Raw genomic sequence first — 15,991 nt, 5'->3', positions numbered from 1 at the left:
AAGCGGCCGTACGACCGTACGGCCGCACCCGACCCGAAAGGCGAACCGCCATGAGCAACCCCTTCGAGAACGACAACGCCTCCTATGTCGTGGTCCGAAACGACGAGCTCCAGCACTCACTGTGGCCCGCGGCCAACCCCGTCCCGGCCGGCTGGACCGTGGTGCACGGCCCCGACGGCCGGCAGGCGTGCCTGGACCACGTCGAGCGGGTCTGGACCGACATGCGTCCCGCCTCCCTGGTGGCCGCCCTCGCCGGGAACGCGCCCCGTGGCTGAGCCCGTCCACCCCACCGGGCAGTCGGCCGACACCGGAAGCGACACCGACTCGGGCGCCGACCCCGTACGGACCCTGCGCACCCTCTTCGCGGAGGTGCTCGGCCGCGCCGAGGTCGACGCGGGCCAGAGCTTCACCGGGCTCGGCGGGGACAGCATCCAGGCGATCCAGGTCGTCAGCCGCGCCCGCGCGGCCGGCCTCGTCGTCAGCACCCGCGACGTGCTCCGTGCCGAGAGCGTGAGCGCGCTCGCCGCCACCGCCCGTGCCCACGGCCGGGCGGGGGCGGGCGCCGGCCCCGCCGTGCCCCCGCGCCGGCTGGGCCCGGTGGCCCCCACCCCGATCATGGGCTGGCTCGCCGAACTCGGCGGTCCCGTCGACACGTACAACCAGTCGCTCGTCGTGCGCACCCCGCCGGGCTTCGGAGCGGCCTCCGCCGAACGCACCGTCCAGGCCCTCCTCGACACCCACGAGATGCTCCGCCTGCGGCTGCCCGACGGGATCGGGGCCGGCGGCGCCGAACCGCTCGTGCCGCCCGCGGGCTCCGTCACCGCGGCGGACCTGATCGAGCACGTGGACGCCCGCGGGACCGGCGAGGCGGAACTCCCCGCCCTGACCCGGGAGCGGATGCGGGCCGCGCGGCGGCTGCTCTCGCCCCGCGACGGCCACATGCTGCGCGCCGTACTCCTGGACCGGGGAGCCGGACAGCAGGGACGGCTCGCGCTCGTCATCCACCACCTCGTGGTCGACGGCGTCTCGTGGCGGATCCTCCAGGACGACCTGCGGACCTGCGCGGCGGCCCTCGCCGAGGGCCGCGAGCCCGTCCTGGAACCGGCACACACCCCCTTCGCGCACTGGGCCGACCTGCTGCGCGCGGAGGCCACCTCCGGCCGCCGGACCGCCGAGACCGACCGCTGGGCCGCCGCCCTGCGCGAGGCCCCGCACCCCCTCGCCGGGGTCCGCGCGGTCGGCGGCCTCGACCCCGAGAGTCCGGAGAACACCCTCACCCTGACCCTCGGGCCGGACGTGACGGGCCCCCTGCTCACCACCGCGCCCGGACTCGTCAACGGCACCGTCAACGACGTCCTGCTGACCGCCCTGGCACTCGCCGTGCTCGGCCGGCGCGACGCCGACGGCGAGGACGGGGCCGACGAGGACGGGGCCGTCCTCGTCGACGTCGAGGGCCACGGCCGGGAGGACGTCGCCGACGGCACGGACCTGTCCCGCACCGTCGGTTGGTTCACCACCGTGTTCCCCGTCCGCCTCGCGCTGGGTCGACCCGACCTCGACGAGGCCCGCGCCGGCGGACCCGCCGTCGGCGCCGCCCTGCGCCTAGTCAAGGAGGAACTGCGCGCCGTACCGGACAAGGGCATCGGCTTCGGGCTGCTGCGCCACCTCAACTCCCGTACCGGGCCTGACCTCGCCGCACGCGGCATCCCCCAGATCGGCTTCAACTACCTCGGCCGGTTCCCGATGGGCGGCGACGCCCCCTGGGACGCCGCGCCCGGGCACGCCTTCGCCCTGGACGACGCCGACGAAGGCCTGCCGATGGCCCACGCCGTGGAGGTCAACGCGGCCGCCCACGAGGGTCCGGACGGCCTCACCCTCAGCGCCACCTGGACCTGGGCGGGCAACGCCCTCCCCGGTCCGTGGGTCCACGACCTCGCGCGGGAGTGGTTCACCATGCTGCGCGCCGTCGTCACCCACGCCGCCCGCCCCGACGCCGGCGGGCTGACCCCCTCCGACGTCTCCCTCGCGCAGGTCAGCCAGGCCGACCTCGACACCTTCGAATCCCAGCTCGGAGCCCTGCTGTGATCCCTCTGTCCCACGCCCAGCAGCGGCTGTGGTTCCACGCCCGGGACGGCGCCGACGGCGCCCTGTACCACATCCCCATCGGGCTGCGGCTGCACGGCGCCCTGGACCGCCCGGCCCTGCACGGCGCGCTCGCGGACGTGACCGACCGCCACGAGGCCCTGCGCACCGTCTTCCCCGACGAGGCGGGCCGCCCCCACCAGCGGGTCCTGGACCCCGCGGACGCCGCTCCGGCACTCACCGTCACCGTATGCCCGCCCGCCGAGCGCGCCCGGCAGGCCGCGGAAGCCTCGTCCCGGCCCTTCGACCTCGCCACCGAACCGCCCCTGCGCGCCCACCTGTTCACCGACGGGGACGAGGACCACTACCTGCTCCTGGTCCTGCACCACATCGCGGGCGACGGCCACTCCGTGAACGTCCTCGTCCGCGACCTGGCAGCCGCCTACACCGCCCGGTGCTCCGGCCGCCCGCCCGAATGGCCCGAACTGCCCGTCCAGTACCCGGACTACGCCCTGTGGCAGCGCGAACTCCTCGGCCCGGCCCAGGACCCCGGCTCCCTGCACGGCCGGCTGCTCACCCACTGGGCGGCCGTCCTGGACGGTCTGCCCGAGGAACTGGCACTGCCCGCCGACCGGCCGCGTCCGGCCGTGGCCGGCCACCGGGGCGCACTGGTGGAGGCACGGACCGACGCCGCCGTCCACGCCGGGCTGGCCGCGCTGGCCCGGGACGGCCGCGCCACCCCGTTCATGGCCGTCCAGGCGGCCTTCGCGGTCCTGCTCACCCGCCTCGGCGCCGGCACCGACCTGCCGCTCGGCTGCCCCGTCGACGGCCGCGACGACGAAGCCCTCACCGACCTCGTGGGCCTCTTCGTCAACACCCTCATCGTGCGCGCCGACACCTCCGGCGACCCCACCTTCACGGAGGTGCTGGGCCGCGTGCGCACCGCCGCCCTCGAGACCTACGCCCACCAGGAACTGCCCTTCGAGTCCCTCGTCGAACGCCTCAACCCGGCGCGCTCACCCGCCCGTCACCCGCTCTTCCAGGTCGCCGTCTCCGCCCAGCGCGGCGAGCCGCAGGTCCCCGCCTTCGCGGGATTGGCCGCGCGGGTCGAGGCGGTCCGCACCGACACCGCCAAGTTCGACCTCACCCTGGAGGTCGAGGAGCTCCACGACCCGGCCACCGGAGAACCCCGGGGCCTGGCCCTCGGCCTGGAGTACGCGAGCGACCTGTTCGACGGGGCGACGGCCCGGCGCCTGCTGGACCGCCTCGTCCACCTCATCGGCGCCGTCGTCCGCGAGCCCGGCGTCCCGCTGTCCGCACTCGACGTCCTCCTGCCCGGGGAGCGCAACGACCTGCTGGAGCACTGGCAGGGCGCGCCCGTGGCCCCCGACGCCCGCACCGTCCACGGGGCCTTCGAGGAGCGGGCCGCCGCCCACCCCGGCCGCCCCGCCGTGCTGTGCGCCGGCCGGGAGACGACGTACGGCGAACTCGACGCCCGGGCCGAGCGGATCGCCGGACGGCTGCGCGCCCTCGGTGTCCGACCGGGCGAGTCGGTCGCCGTACTGATGGACCGCTCCGCCGACCTCGTCGCCGCCTGCCTCGGCATCCTCAAGGCGGGCGCCGCCTACCTGCCGTTGGACGCGAGGGCCCCGCGCGCCCGTACCGAGGCCGTGATCACGGCGGCCGCGGCCGCCGTCCTCGTCACCGACCTCCCGGACGGCGAGCCCGTACCGGCGGGCCCGCGCCACGTACTGCGCCCGGACGGGGCCGTCGCCGACACGGCCGCGGACGCCGCGACGGCCGGCACCCCCGGGCATCCCGACGCGCTCGCCTACCTGATGTACACCTCCGGCTCCACGGGCACCCCCAAGGGCGTGGCCGTCTCCCACCGCGAGGTCGTCGCCCTCGCCACCGACGGGCGCTGGCGCGGCGGCGCGCACGAGCGGGTCCTGTTCCGCTCCCCGCACGCCTTCGACGCCTCCACCTACGAACTGTGGGTACCGCTCCTGAACGGCGGCCTGGTCGTCGTCGCGCCGCCCGGCGAACTCGACGTCGACGCGCTGGCCCGACTGATGACCGAAACGGAGGTCACCGGAACCTTCCTCACCGCCACCCTCTTCAACGTCCTCGCCGACCGCTGCCTGCCCGCACTCGGCACGCTGCACGAGGTGATGACCGGGGGAGAGGCCGCCTCGCCGTCCATGGTCCGCCGGGTCCGCGAGGCCTGCCCCCGCACCACCGTCACCAACGCCTACGGCCCCACGGAGACCACCACCTTCGCCGCGACCTTCGCCGTCGGCCCCGGCCAGGAGGCCCCCGACGGGCAGGTCCCCATCGGCCGGCCGCTCGACGGTACGCAGCTCCACGTCCTGGACGAGCGGCTCGGCCTCGTGGCGCCCGGCGTCAGCGGCGAGCTCTACATCGCGGGCGCCGGGCTCGCCCAGGGCTACCTCGGTCGGGCGGCACTGACCGCGGAACGCTTCGTCGCCTGCCCGTACGGCCCGCCGGGCGCACGCATGTACCGCACCGGCGACCTGGCCCGCTGGAACACCGACGGCCAGGTCGAGTACCTCGGCCGCGCCGACCGGCAGGTCAAGATCCGCGGACTGCGCATCGAACCCGGTGAGATCGAGCACGCCCTGGCCGCCCACCCGGCAGTGGGCCAGGCCGCCGTCACCGTCGTGGACACGGCCGCCGGACCCGCGCTCGCGGGATACGCCGTCCCCGCCGAAGGAACCCCCGCACCCGACCCCCGGGAACTGCGCGAACACCTGCGCGCCCGGCTCCCCGACTACATGGTGCCCGCCACCCTCACCCTGCTGGACGCCTTCCCCGTGACGGCCAACGGCAAGACCGACCTGACCGGCCTGCCCGCGCCGGACCCGGCCACGGCCGGCACCGCCGGGGCCCATCAGGAACCGCGCACCGACGACGAGCGCGCCCTGTGCGCGATCTGGGAACAGGTCCTCGGCCTGCCGCGCATCGGCGTCCACGACAGCTTCTTCGACCTCGGTGGGCACTCCCTGCTCGCCACCCGACTGCTCGCCGAGGTCACGGCACGGTTCGGAGCCGCCGTCGGCATCCGCCAGTTCTTCACCGGCCCCACCGTCGCCGAACTCGCCGCCGCCCTGCCCGCGGCCGCGGCCGCCGGCGCCACCGCGCAGGACCCGCCGATCGTCCGCCGGGCCCGCCGCACCCAGACCGCCTGACCACAGAAGGAACACCACCGTGAACCACCCGCCGACCACTCCCGACCCGGCCGCCGCACCCGCCGCACGGTCCCTGGTCGAGGACGTCCTGCCGCTCTCCCCGCTCCAGGACGGCATCCTCTTCCACGCCCTCTTCGACGAGGACGAACACGACGTCTACGTGGCCCAGCTCCTCCTCGACCTCGACGGCCCCCTCGACGCGGACCGGCTGCGCGCCGCCGCCGACACCGTCCTGGAACGGCACGCCAACCTCCGCGCCGGCTTCCTGCGCCGCGCCACGGGCGAGCCCGCCCAGGTCGTCCAGCGCGGCGTACGGGCCCCCTGGCAGGAGACGGACCTCTCCGGACTCGGCACGGCCGAGCGCGCCGTCGCCGTCGAGGCCCTCCTCGCCGAAGACCGGGCCACCCGCTTCGACCTCGCCCGGCCGCCGCTGCTGCGCTTCACCCTCATCCGCACCGGTCCGCTGTCCCACCGGCTGCTGCTGACCTACCACCACGTCCTGATGGACGGCTGGTCCTGGCCGGTCCTGGTGCGCGAACTCCTCGCCCTGCACCACGCCGACGACGCGCCCCTGGGCCCGGTCACCCCGTACTCCGCCTTCCTGGGCCGGCTCCACAGCCGCGACACGGCCGCCGCCCAGGACGCCTGGACCCGCGCCCTGGACGGCCTCGCGGGCGGGACCCGTACCGCGCCCGTGTCCCCGCCGCCCGGCTCGGTCCTGCCCGACCGCGTGGAGACGTACCTCCCCGAATCCCTGACCGAGCGGCTCGGCGCGCTCGCGCGCGGCCACCGGATCACCTCCGGGACCCTGCTCCAGGGCGCGTGGGCGCTCCTGCTCGGCCGGCAGATCCGCTCCGAGGACGTGGTCTTCGGCGCCATCGTCAGCGGCCGCGACCCCGAACTGCCCGGCGTCGCCGACATCGTGGGCCTGTGCATCAACACCGTGCCGGTCCGCGTGCGGATCGACCCCGCGGAGTCCCTCGTCGCCCTGTTCGAACGGCTCCAGGACGAGCAGGCGCGCCTGATCGACCACCACCACCTGGGTCTGGTCGAGATCCAGCGCCTCGCCGGAGCGGGGGAGCTCTTCGACTCCTGCGTCGCCTTCCAGAACTACCCGGTCGACGAGGCCGGCCTCGCCGCCCTCGGAGCGGGCGGGCTCCGGGTCACCGGAGTGGACCCGTTCGACGCCGCCCACTACCCGCTCTCGCTGACCGCCATCCCCGGTGACCGAATGCGCCTGCAGATCGACTACCGGCCGGACGTGTTCGAACGGGACACCGCCCAGGCCCTCCTGGAACGGCTCGCCCGGCTCCTGGAAGCCGTCGCCGACGACCCGTCGTGCCCGGTGGGCACCGTGGACCTGCTCTCGCCCGCCGAACGCCACCGCGTCCTGGTCGAATGGAACGACACGGCGCGCGACGAGCAGTACGCGGAGGCGGTCGAGCGCGTACGGCAGCAGGCCGAGCGCCGGCCCGACGCCGTCGCCACCACCGACGAAGCCGGCCGCGAGCTGAGCTACGCGGCCCTCGTCGCCCGCGCCGACGCCCTCGCCCTGACCCTCATCGACGACGGGGTGCGCCCCGGCGACCTCGTCGCGGTGCTGAGCGAGCCCACCGCCCGGGTCCCCGTCGCGATGCTCGGCATCCTCGGCGCCGGAGCGGCCTACGTCCCCCTCGACCCCGAAGGCCCCGTCACCCGTACCGCCGACCTCCTCGCGAGCGGCGGGATCGCCCGGCTGCTGGCCGCCCCCGAACAGCGCGTCCGCGCCGAGGAGATCGCCGCCGCCGTCCCCGGAGGCCTGCCCGTCCTGGTCATCGACGACGCGGCCGCCGCCCCGGACGAGCGGCCGGCCCCGGCCGGCGGACCCGACGCCCTCGCCTACGTCTGCTTCACCTCGGGATCCACCGGCAAGCCCAAGGGCGCCATGGTCCACCGCCGGGGCATGAACAACCACCTCCTGGCCAAGGTCGAGGACCTCGGCCTCGGCGACGGCGACCGCGTGGTGATGAACGCCCCGCTCACCTTCGACATCTCCGTGTGGCAGATGCTCGCCCCGCTGATCACCGGCGGACAGGTCCACCTGGTCACCCGCGACACCGCCCGCGACCCGGCCGCCCTCTTCGACGACGCCGCCCGCCGCGGGATCACCGTCCTGGAGACCGTGCCCTCCTTCGTCCGCGCCGCCGTGGACCTCTGGGACACCGGCGTACTGCCGCCGGCCCTGCCCGAGCTGCGCTGGTTCATCGTCAACGGCGAGGTGCTGCCCCCCGAACTGTGCACCCGCTGGTACGCGCGCCATCCGAAGGCCGCGATCGTCAACGCCTACGGCCTGACCGAGTGCTCCGACGACAACACCCACGCCTTCATCGGCCCCGACGTGCACGCCCAGCTGGAGCACGGCCGGCTTCCCGTAGGACGCCCGCTGCGCAACAACACCCTCTACCTGCTGGACGCCGCGCTCGCCCCCGTACCGCCCGGCGTGCCCGGCGAACTCTTCATCGGCGGCACCGGCGTGGGCCCCGGATACCTGCGCGACCCGCGCCGCTCCAGCGAGCGCTACGTCCCCGACCCGTTCTCCGCCGTCCCCGGCAGCCGCATGTACCGCACCGGCGACCTCGCCCGGATGCGGGCAGACGGCCAGCTCGACTTCCTCGGCCGCCAGGACCACCAGGTCAAGGTCCGCGGCAACCGCATCGAACTGGGCGAGGTGGAGACCGCGCTGCGCGCCGTACCGGGCGTCGGCGAGGCCGTCGTCGCCGTCGACCGGGACCACGCGGGCCAGCAGCGGCTCGTCTGCTACTTCACCGGCACGCCCACCGCCGAGGAGGTCCGTACCGAACTGGGCAGGAACCTGCCCAACTACATGGTGCCGTCGCTGTTCCTGCACCTGCCGCGGTTCCCGCTCACCGTCAACGGCAAGCTCGACCGCAAGGCGCTCCCCGACCCGGCCACCGTGCACCGGCCGGCGGGCCGGCTGCCCGCCACGCCCGCCGAAAAGACGGTCTGCGAGCTCTTCGCGTCCGTCCTCGGTCTGCAGGAGGCAGGCATGGACGACGACTTCTTCGCCCACGGCGGCCACTCGCTGCTCGCCACCCGGCTCGCCGGCCGCATCGGCACGGAGCTGGGCGTACGACTGGGCATCCGCGACCTCTTCGAGACACCCACGCCGGCGGGCATCGCCGCCCGCCTGGCCGAGGCCGCCACCGCACCCGCCCGCCCCGCCCTGCGCCCCCGCTCCCGTGATCAGGGCTGACCACGCGTGACCGCGCGGCCGGGCGCCCTCGGGCCCCTGGCCACGCGGTCACAGGCCGCACCCCCCTTGCGAAGACCCCGCCCGCACCCCCAGGAGACACCACCACCATGAGCCCCACCGATACCACCCCCGTGCCCCAGCGCATCGCGCACCGGGCCGGGCTCACGCCCGAGGCCACCGCGGTCCGCGCACCCGAAGGGGAGCTGACGTACCGGCAGTTCGACCGGCGGGCGCGTGCGGTGGCCGAGGAACTGCGCGCCGCCGGCGCCGGGCCGGAGGACACCGTGCTCCTGGGGGTGCGCCGGGGCGTTCACTGGGCGGTGGGGCTGCTGGGGATCTGGTACGCGGGCGCGGCCCCCCTCCTGGTGGACCTCGACGCCCCCGACGATCGGCTGCGCACCCTGCTGCGGGCGGCGGGGACCCGGCACGCGGTCGCGCCGGACACCCACGCGGCGGCGATGCTGCAACGCCGCACCGGCAGCGAGCTGTTCTGGGCCTCCACCTCGACCGCGGCCCCCGCGTCGCAGGTCCGGCCCGCCGACGTCGCCCCCGGCTCCCTCGCCTACGTCCTCTTCACCTCGGGCTCCACCGGGCAGCCCAAGCCCGTGGCGGTCGGCCACGCCGGACTCGCCGCACAGGTCGGCACCCTGGCCGAACGCTACGGGCTGACCGCCGGGGACGCGGTCCTGCAGTTCGCGGCCCCCGCCTTCGACGTCAGCCTGGAAGAGGCCCTGCCCACCTGGTGCACGGGCGGCACGGCCGTCTTCGTCAAGGACAACGTCCTCTCGCCCGCCGAATTGGAGCCGTTCCTCGACGAGGAGCGGATCAGCGTCGTCAACCTGCCGACCCCGTACTGGTCGCAGTGGGCCAAGGACCTGGAGCGCTCCCCGCGGCCGCTGCCGTCCGCACTGCGACGCGTGGTGATCGGCAGCGACGCGGGCCGCACCGCGGACCTGGCACGCTGGACGGCCGCCGGTCGTCCCCCGGTGATCAGCTGCTACGGCCTCACCGAGTCCACCATCACCGCCACCTCCTACGAACCGGGACCGGCCGAACCGGCCGCCTTCGCGGGCGATGAGCTGATTCCGCTCGGCGAACCGCTGGCGGGCGTACGCGCCTACGTCCTCGACGAGGAGCTGCGCGAGGCACCCCCCGGCGCCGCGGGCGAACTGTACCTGGCGGGTTCCTGCCTGGCGCGCGGCTACCACGGCCGACCGGGGCTCACCTCCGAGCGGTTCGTCGCCGACCCCTTCGCCGAAGCCCCGGGCGAGCGCATGTACCGCACGGGCGACCGCGTCACCCGCGCGCCCGGCGGCCCGATCGTCTTCCTCGGGCGCGCCGACGATCAGGTCAAGATCCGCGGCCACAGGGTCGAACTCAAGGAGGTGGAGGCGGCCGTGGCCGACCACCCCGACGTCGTCGACGTGGTCGCCCGCGCCGCCCAGGGGGCCGACGGTCCGCAACTGGCCGCTTGGGCCGCCGTCACCCCCGGCAGCCCTCTCACCCCGGACGCCCTGCGCCGTCACCTTCTGGCCAAGGTGCCCGGGTACCTCGTACCGGCCGTGGTGACACTGATGGACAGGCTGCCGCGGACCCCGGGCGGCAAGCTCGACCCCAGGGCGCTCCCCGCGCCCGACTTCCGATGAACCAGCAGCCCGCGGACCCGGTCCGCGACCAGACAAGGAACGCACCCGTGTCCGTCACCACCGACGAGTCCGCCGAGCCGACACAGTCCACCGAGCCGACAGGGTCCGCCGAGCCGGCAGGGTCCGCCGAGCCGACAGGGTCCGCCGAGTCCGTGCAGGCCGTGCAGCGCCGGCGGCGCAGGGACTTCCGGCTCTTCATGTCCTCGCACGTCTGCAACGAGCTCGGCGGCAGCATCACGTACGTGGCCCTGCCGCTGATGGCGGTGCTCACCCTCGACGCCTCGGCGTGGCAGGCCGGTCTGCTGTCCGCCGCGGAACACGCGGCGTTCCTGCTGCTGGGCCTGCCCGCCGGAGCCTGGGTGGACCGGATGCGCAAGCGCCGCGTGATGATGGGCGCCGATCTGGCGCGCGCCGTCCTGCTGACGGCGCTGCCGGTGGCCTACCTGCTGGACCTGCACTCGATGCCGCTGCTGTACGCGGTCGCCCTGCTCCTCGGCTGCGCCCGGCTCTTCGGTGACGTGGCCGATCAGAGCTACTTGCCGACCCTCATCGGCAAGGACACCCTGATCGCGGGGAACTCGAAGCTGGAGACCGTGCGTTCGGGAGCCGAGTTCGCCGGCCCCGGCATCGCCGGCTTCCTGGTGCAACTGCTGGGCGCGGCCGGGACGTTGGCCGGGCAGGCGGTCACCTCGATGGTTTCCGTGGTCCTGCTGGGGCGGATCGGGGCCCGGGAGGAGAAGCCGGAGCCCGCCCCGCGCCGGCACCTGCTCCGTGACATCCGCGAGGGGCTGGGCTATGTCCTGAGCCACCGGATCCTGCGGCTGATCGCCCTGAACACGGCCGCTGTGAACCTCTTCCTCAGCGCGGTGATGGCCATCGAGGTGCTCTTCCTGACCCGGACCGTGGGGCTGCCGCCCGCGGCCATCGGCTGGGTGCTGACGACGGCCACGATCGGCTCGGTGCTCGCGGCCACCGCCGCGGACCGGGTGACCCGGGCCGTCGGCGCGGCCCGGCTCACGTGGCTGTCCCTGCTGGTGACCATGCCCTTCGGCCTGCTGCTCCCGCTCGCCGACGACGATTGGCGGATCGGCCTGTTCGTGCTCGGGTCACTCGTCCAGTCGGCCGGCGTCACCCTGTACAACATCTGCCAGGTCACCTACCGGCAGACGGTCTGCCCGCCGCACCTGCTCGGTCGGATGACCGCCACCATGCGCTTCCTGGTGTGGGGCGTGCTGCCCCTGAGCGGCCTGCTGGCGGGACTCCTCGGCGAACTGCTGGGCGTGCGGAACGCGCTGTGGCTGTGCGCCGCCGCCCTGTCGGCGGCCCCGCTGGTCCTGCTCTGCTCCCCGTTGCGGCGGATGCGCGAGTTCGAGGACGACGCCCCTGAGGCCGGTGCCGTAGCCGGGGCCGGGGCCGGGGCCGGTGCCGAGGCCGGGGCCGGTGCCAAGGCCGGGGCCGCGCGGCCGGCTCAGTAGCCCAGCCGGAAGGCGATGTGGGTGAGCTGGGTCCGGTTCACCGCGCCGGTCTTGCTGCGCAGCCGACGCAGGTAGGTGTCGACCGTGTGCGGGCTCAGCCCCATCCGGCCGGCGATCATCCGGTACGTGTCCCCCTGCGCGAGGTAGGCGAGCACCTCCCGCTCGCGGGGGGTCAGGGCGGGCAGCTCCGGCGCGCGGGCGGTGAGCGTGGTCTGCAGCATGTGGGGCTCCGGATTCCGGATCGAAGGTGGAGGGGAGTGGCGAACAGCGGGGCTCGGGGCCCCGGTGACGGTGACGGTGCGATCACGCCGGGCGTGATCGCACCGTTTCGGACGTCCGGGGCCTGAAGTGGCCGGACACCCGCTGCTGTTCGACGGGTACAGCCTTTCGCCCTGCATATCCTGGCGCCAGGGGGCGGGCACCTCACCAAAGTGCCTGGCAGTAAAGCGACCAGGGGCGAAAAAGGCAAAGTGGGGCAATGCAGACATCTGACGTGGAGCCGGATCCGAACAACGCTGATGTTGACATCGATGTCTACGGCTGGGTGCTCGAACACCGCACGGTGGACGTGGACGCGGTGGCCGCAGGTACGGGGCACGACACGGACGGGGTCCGGCGCAGCGTGGCACGCCTGCGCGCCTCACGCCTGCTGCACGTGAGTCCGATCGACCCGGCGGTGGCCTTCGCGGTGGCCCCGGACACGGCCGCCGAACAGCTCGTCGCGCCCCTGGAGGCGCGGATCCGCGAGCAGCAGCGGGAGATCAGCGGGATCCGCGAGGACCTGGGGCGCTTCCTGCCCCATTACCTGGGCCGCCGCTCCACGGGGGAGTCGCTGGAGGTCCTGGAGAGCCTGGAGGACGTGCGCGGGGCGCTCAACCGGGCCTCTCTCAACTGCACGACCGAGATGCTCAGCTCGCAGCCCGGGGGCGGCAGCCGGGTGCCGGAGGCGATGCAGGAAGCGCTGCGGCGGGACGAGACGATGCTCCAGCGGGGGATTTCGATCCGGACCCTCTACCACCACACGGCCCGCTTCAACGGGCCGAGCCAGGCCTACGTCGCCGCCACCTCCGCACTGGGGGCGCAGTACCGCACCGCGCACGAACTGTTCGGCCGGCTCATCGCCTTCGACCGGGAACTGGCCTTCATACCCGTCTCGGACGGAAGTTGGGGCGCCGTGGTCATACGCGAGCCCTCGACCGTCGCGTACCTGTGCGACATCTTCGACCAGACCTGGGACCTGGCCTCGCCGTTCTCGGCCGCGGCGGGCCAGGGGCTCGAAGAGGTGGCCCGGGAGATCCACGAGACCATCATCCGGCTGCTCGCGGCCGGGCTGAAGGACGAAGCCATAGCGCGGCGCCTCGGCATGTCGCTGCGCACGGCCCGGCGCCACATCGCCGACATCATGCAGGAGCTGGGTGCGGGCAGTCGCTTCCAGGCCGGTGTGGCCGCCGCCGCGCGCGGCCTGCTGGACCTGGAAGCGGATGTGGACGGCGCCCCGGTGCAGCCCTCCTGACCTGGTGTCACGCGTTCTCGTGTCTGTCGCGGGTGGCCGGCGTGTCGCATGCTGCTGGGATGGGAGCTGCGGAGCAGCCGAACAAGAGGGGCACGTGATGGACATGCCGGATGATGCCTGCGAACGGGAGGCCCCGCACCTGCGGGAGATCGTCCTGTTCCTCTCGGTCCACCTGGACCGGGCGCCGGGTGTGCTGTGGCCCGAGTACGACAACCCGGCGTTCGGCGACGTCGATGACGTCGACGACGCCGACGACGTCGAAGAAGCGGATGGACCCGACGGCACCCGTGGCGCCGGCGGTGCCGGGGCGGGTCCGGCGGGTGGCGGGGTGCGCCCCGCGCAGGTGGACCGGTTCACCGCCGAACTGGCCTCCCTGACAGGCCTGTCGGTCCGGTTGGACCGGGTGGAGACGGTCGGGTCCGCCCCGGGCGTCGGGGTGGATTCCGTCTGGACCGGGCAGCCCGGGGACCGGGAGCACCTGCTGATCCACCAGATCGCCGGCGCCGTGACCTGGCAGCTGACCGGGACCGGCGAGAGCGGCCGGCAGGAGTCCTTCCAGTGCCGGCTGCTGCCCGGCGAGCTGTTGTACGTACCGGCCCGGTGGTCGCGCAGGTGCGTCGGTGCACCGGAGGCGCGGTACGCCGTCGTCTCCCTCGACGGTGCGGGTGACTGACGGCTCGGTGTACCAAAGGGGGGAGGGAGGATCTCGTCGCGATCCTCCCTCCCCCCTTTCGATTCCTCGGCCCCTGCGGGCCGGGGTGATCAGCCGCCCCAGGAGCTGTCGTTCGTGTCGCGCCCCCGGCCGTTCGTCGTGGCGCCGACGGTCACCACGTGGCCGGAGGGCGTGACGATCTGACGGGGCGCCTGGGGGGTGGTCGTGCTGCCTTCGCCCCCGGTGGTGGTCGTCACGGTGGTCGCGTCCGAGGTGTCGTCGGCGGCCTGAGCGGCGCCGGCGGGCAGCAGCAGAGCGGCCGCGGTCACGGACAGGGCGATGACGTAACGCTTGAGCATGGGATCCCCAGGAGTACGAGCGGTCTGGTCTCGGCGCGAACCACTTTGTGGGCCGTCCGCGCCGGTCGGTGCATGACCAACCTTGCCGTGCCCGGGGCACTTCGGTGATCGATCAGACTGTTCATCAAGCTGCCTGGCGCGATGGTGAGGGGCCGCAAATCCTCTCATGTCTCACCTATTCGGTCAGGATGCCTGCCCCTACGGCGACCGGCGGGCCCACCTCCCGCCCGATCGGCGCCTCCGCGGCCTCCGCGGGGACCCGGGCGTCGAGCTCCCGCCACACCGGGAAGACCAGCGGCGCGAGCGTGACCGCGAGGTACAGCGCCCCCGTGCCCAGCAGCGCCGCCACCAGACCCCGGGCGTCCAGGGCCAGTCCCGCGCCGAGCATCCCCAGCGGGGTCGCCGCCAGCGCGGCGGCCACCAGCAGACCGAACACCCGCCCGCGGACCTCCTCGGGCACCCGCTCGTAGGCGACCGACATCATCAGCGGACCCACGACCCCCGATCCGATGCCGGACAGGGCCAGTACCGTCAGCAGCACCGCCACCGGGGGCTCGGCGGCCAGTGCGGCACACCGCACCGCCCCGACGAGGACGAAGGCCCCGACGAAGACGGCGCGCCGTGGCATCCGGTGGCCCGCCCAGCCGTACAGGGTCGCCCCGAGCAGCGCTCCGGCGCCCATGGAGGTCACCATCGCCCCGAACAGGGCGCTGCTGCGCAGCACCTGGGTCCCGTACGCCGGATAGAGCACGCCGTTCAGCGCCCCGTCCAAGGCGTTGGTCAGCATCAGGACCCCCACCATCGCCCCCAGGAGCCGGTCCCTGCGCAACTGCCCCAGCCCGAAGCGCAGTTCCTGCCCGTACGCACCGCGCGACGGTACGCCGTCGGCCGCGCGGGCGCGGGCCGACGCCGGCACCGAGGTCGCCACGAGGAGGGCGACCAGCGCCATCGCCGCCACGTCCGCGTACAAGGTGCGCACGGGGCCGACCGTCGCGATGAGCAGACCGGCCAGCGGCGCCCCCGCCATCATGCCGATCCGGCGGGCTCCCTCGACGGCTCCCGTGGCCCGCTCCGCCGTGACCCCCGCACGTGCCATCGCCTGCGGCAGGAGCACTTGCTTGGAGGTGTCGGAAGGCGCGCGCGCGGCACCCACCAGGAAGACCAGGACGATCAGGACGGGCAGGGGCAGGGCGTCCCATGCGTGCAGGAGGGGGATCAGGCCGATCGCCGCGGCCGTCGACAGGTCCGCTCCGATGCTCGTCGCGCGCACGGGCAGCCGGTCGACCACCGGACCCGCGAACACGGCGGAACAGAGCAGGCCCAGCACCTCGGCGGTGGCGACGAGACCCGTCCGGGTGCCGCTGCCGGTGGTGTGCAGGACGAACCAGGGCACGGCGACCAGGGTCGCCGCCATGCCGAGCGAGGAGATCCCGGAGGCGGCCACCAGGGCGGCCAGCGGGGTGCGGCGGCGCGGTGACGCGGAGCCGCCGGGGTACGAGCTGGTCATACGGGGTTCCTTCCGGCACCGCCGCGCCGCCCGGCAGCCCCCGGTGGGGTCTGCCGGGCGGCGTGGTGCCCGGGGGTCGTCGGGTCAGCCGGCCATGCTCACGCGGAGGCTGAGCGGGCGCATGTCGGTCCACACCCGCTCGATGTGCGCGAGGCACTCCTCCTTGGTGCCGCGCACGCCCTGGTCGTGCCAGCCGAGCGGGACGGGCCGGCCGGCCTCCCAGAGGGAGTACTGCTCCTCGTCGTTGGCGACGACCAGGTACTGCTGCGGGGACGACTCGTTCACGGTGTTCTCC

General features: G+C 74.4%; 12 protein-coding genes. 8 read left to right on the top strand and 4 right to left on the bottom strand.

All coding sequences use genetic code 11. From position 1 onward, the window contains the following. The first annotated feature begins 50 nt into the window (after positions 1–50). The 6 genes from ACFYYJ_RS17625 (at position 51) to ACFYYJ_RS17600 (ending at position 11,665) form a co-directional block, all read left to right on the top strand. Positions 51–275 (top strand): MbtH family protein, encoded by a 225-nt coding sequence (locus tag ACFYYJ_RS17625; RefSeq protein WP_366451758.1) that lies wholly within the window; start codon positions 51–53, stop codon positions 273–275. Next, entirely contained in the window at positions 268–2,085 is a 1,818-nt protein-coding gene (locus ACFYYJ_RS17620) for a condensation domain-containing protein (protein WP_389133370.1), read from the top strand. Before ACFYYJ_RS17625 ends, ACFYYJ_RS17620 begins: the two co-directional genes overlap by 8 nt. Then, positions 2,082–5,291 carry an amino acid adenylation domain-containing protein gene (locus ACFYYJ_RS17615; RefSeq protein WP_389133368.1) on the top strand — a complete coding sequence of 1,070 codons (3,210 nt, stop codon included), beginning with the start codon at positions 2,082–2,084 and terminating at the stop codon, positions 5,289–5,291. The genes ACFYYJ_RS17620 and ACFYYJ_RS17615 overlap by 4 nt, the downstream gene beginning before the upstream one ends. Before the next feature lie 19 nt (positions 5,292–5,310). Beyond that, a complete protein-coding gene (locus ACFYYJ_RS17610; protein ID WP_389133365.1) occupies positions 5,311–8,544 on the top strand; it encodes an amino acid adenylation domain-containing protein in 3,234 nt (1,077 codons plus the stop codon). A 107-nt stretch (positions 8,545–8,651) separates the two neighbouring features. Continuing rightward, positions 8,652–10,190 (top strand): amino acid adenylation domain-containing protein, encoded by a 1,539-nt coding sequence (locus ACFYYJ_RS17605; RefSeq protein ID WP_389133362.1) that lies wholly within the window; start codon positions 8,652–8,654, stop codon positions 10,188–10,190. Positions 10,191–10,237: 47 nt separating this feature from the next. Further along, entirely contained in the window at positions 10,238–11,665 is a 1,428-nt protein-coding gene (locus ACFYYJ_RS17600) for an MFS transporter (RefSeq protein ID WP_389133360.1), read from the top strand. Here ACFYYJ_RS17600 and ACFYYJ_RS17595 read toward each other — a convergent pair. Then, on the bottom strand, positions 11,659–11,886 hold the full coding sequence (locus ACFYYJ_RS17595) for a response regulator transcription factor (protein WP_385366660.1): 228 nt from the start codon (positions 11,884–11,886) through the stop codon (positions 11,659–11,661). The genes ACFYYJ_RS17600 and ACFYYJ_RS17595 overlap by 7 nt on opposite strands. A 257-nt stretch (positions 11,887–12,143) precedes the next feature. Here ACFYYJ_RS17595 and ACFYYJ_RS17590 point away from each other — a divergent pair, with 257 nt between their 5' ends. Next, on the top strand, positions 12,144–13,178 hold the full coding sequence (locus ACFYYJ_RS17590; protein ID WP_385366661.1) for a LuxR C-terminal-related transcriptional regulator: 1,035 nt from the start codon (positions 12,144–12,146) through the stop codon (positions 13,176–13,178). Positions 13,179–13,275: 97 nt separating this feature from the next. Continuing rightward, the gene (locus ACFYYJ_RS17585) at positions 13,276–13,851 is read left to right on the top strand and encodes a hypothetical protein (protein WP_389133357.1); all 576 of its coding nucleotides are present in this window, start codon (positions 13,276–13,278) and stop codon (positions 13,849–13,851) included. Between the two features lie 89 nt (positions 13,852–13,940). Here the strand turns inward: ACFYYJ_RS17585 and ACFYYJ_RS17580 are convergent, their stop codons facing one another. The 3 genes from ACFYYJ_RS17580 to ACFYYJ_RS17570 form a co-directional block, all read right to left on the bottom strand. Continuing rightward, positions 13,941–14,189, bottom strand: a complete 249-nt coding sequence (locus ACFYYJ_RS17580) for a hypothetical protein (protein ID WP_385367205.1) — start codon at positions 14,187–14,189, stop codon at positions 13,941–13,943. 175 nt (positions 14,190–14,364) lie between these two features. After that, a complete protein-coding gene (locus tag ACFYYJ_RS17575) occupies positions 14,365–15,696 on the bottom strand; it encodes an MFS transporter (RefSeq protein WP_389133353.1) in 1,332 nt (443 codons plus the stop codon). Positions 15,697–15,780: 84 nt separating this feature from the next. Continuing rightward, positions 15,781–15,981 (bottom strand): MbtH family protein, encoded by a 201-nt coding sequence (locus tag ACFYYJ_RS17570; protein ID WP_385120141.1) that lies wholly within the window; start codon positions 15,979–15,981, stop codon positions 15,781–15,783. Between the last annotated feature and the right edge of the window lie 10 nt (positions 15,982–15,991).

It is taken from the genome of Streptomyces sp. NPDC002467 (assembly GCF_042889825.1).
Taxonomy (GTDB): Bacteria; Actinomycetota; Actinomycetes; order Streptomycetales; family Streptomycetaceae; genus Streptomyces.
Note: the sequence above shows the minus strand (reverse complement) of the source record. Positions and strands in the feature narration are given on the sequence as shown.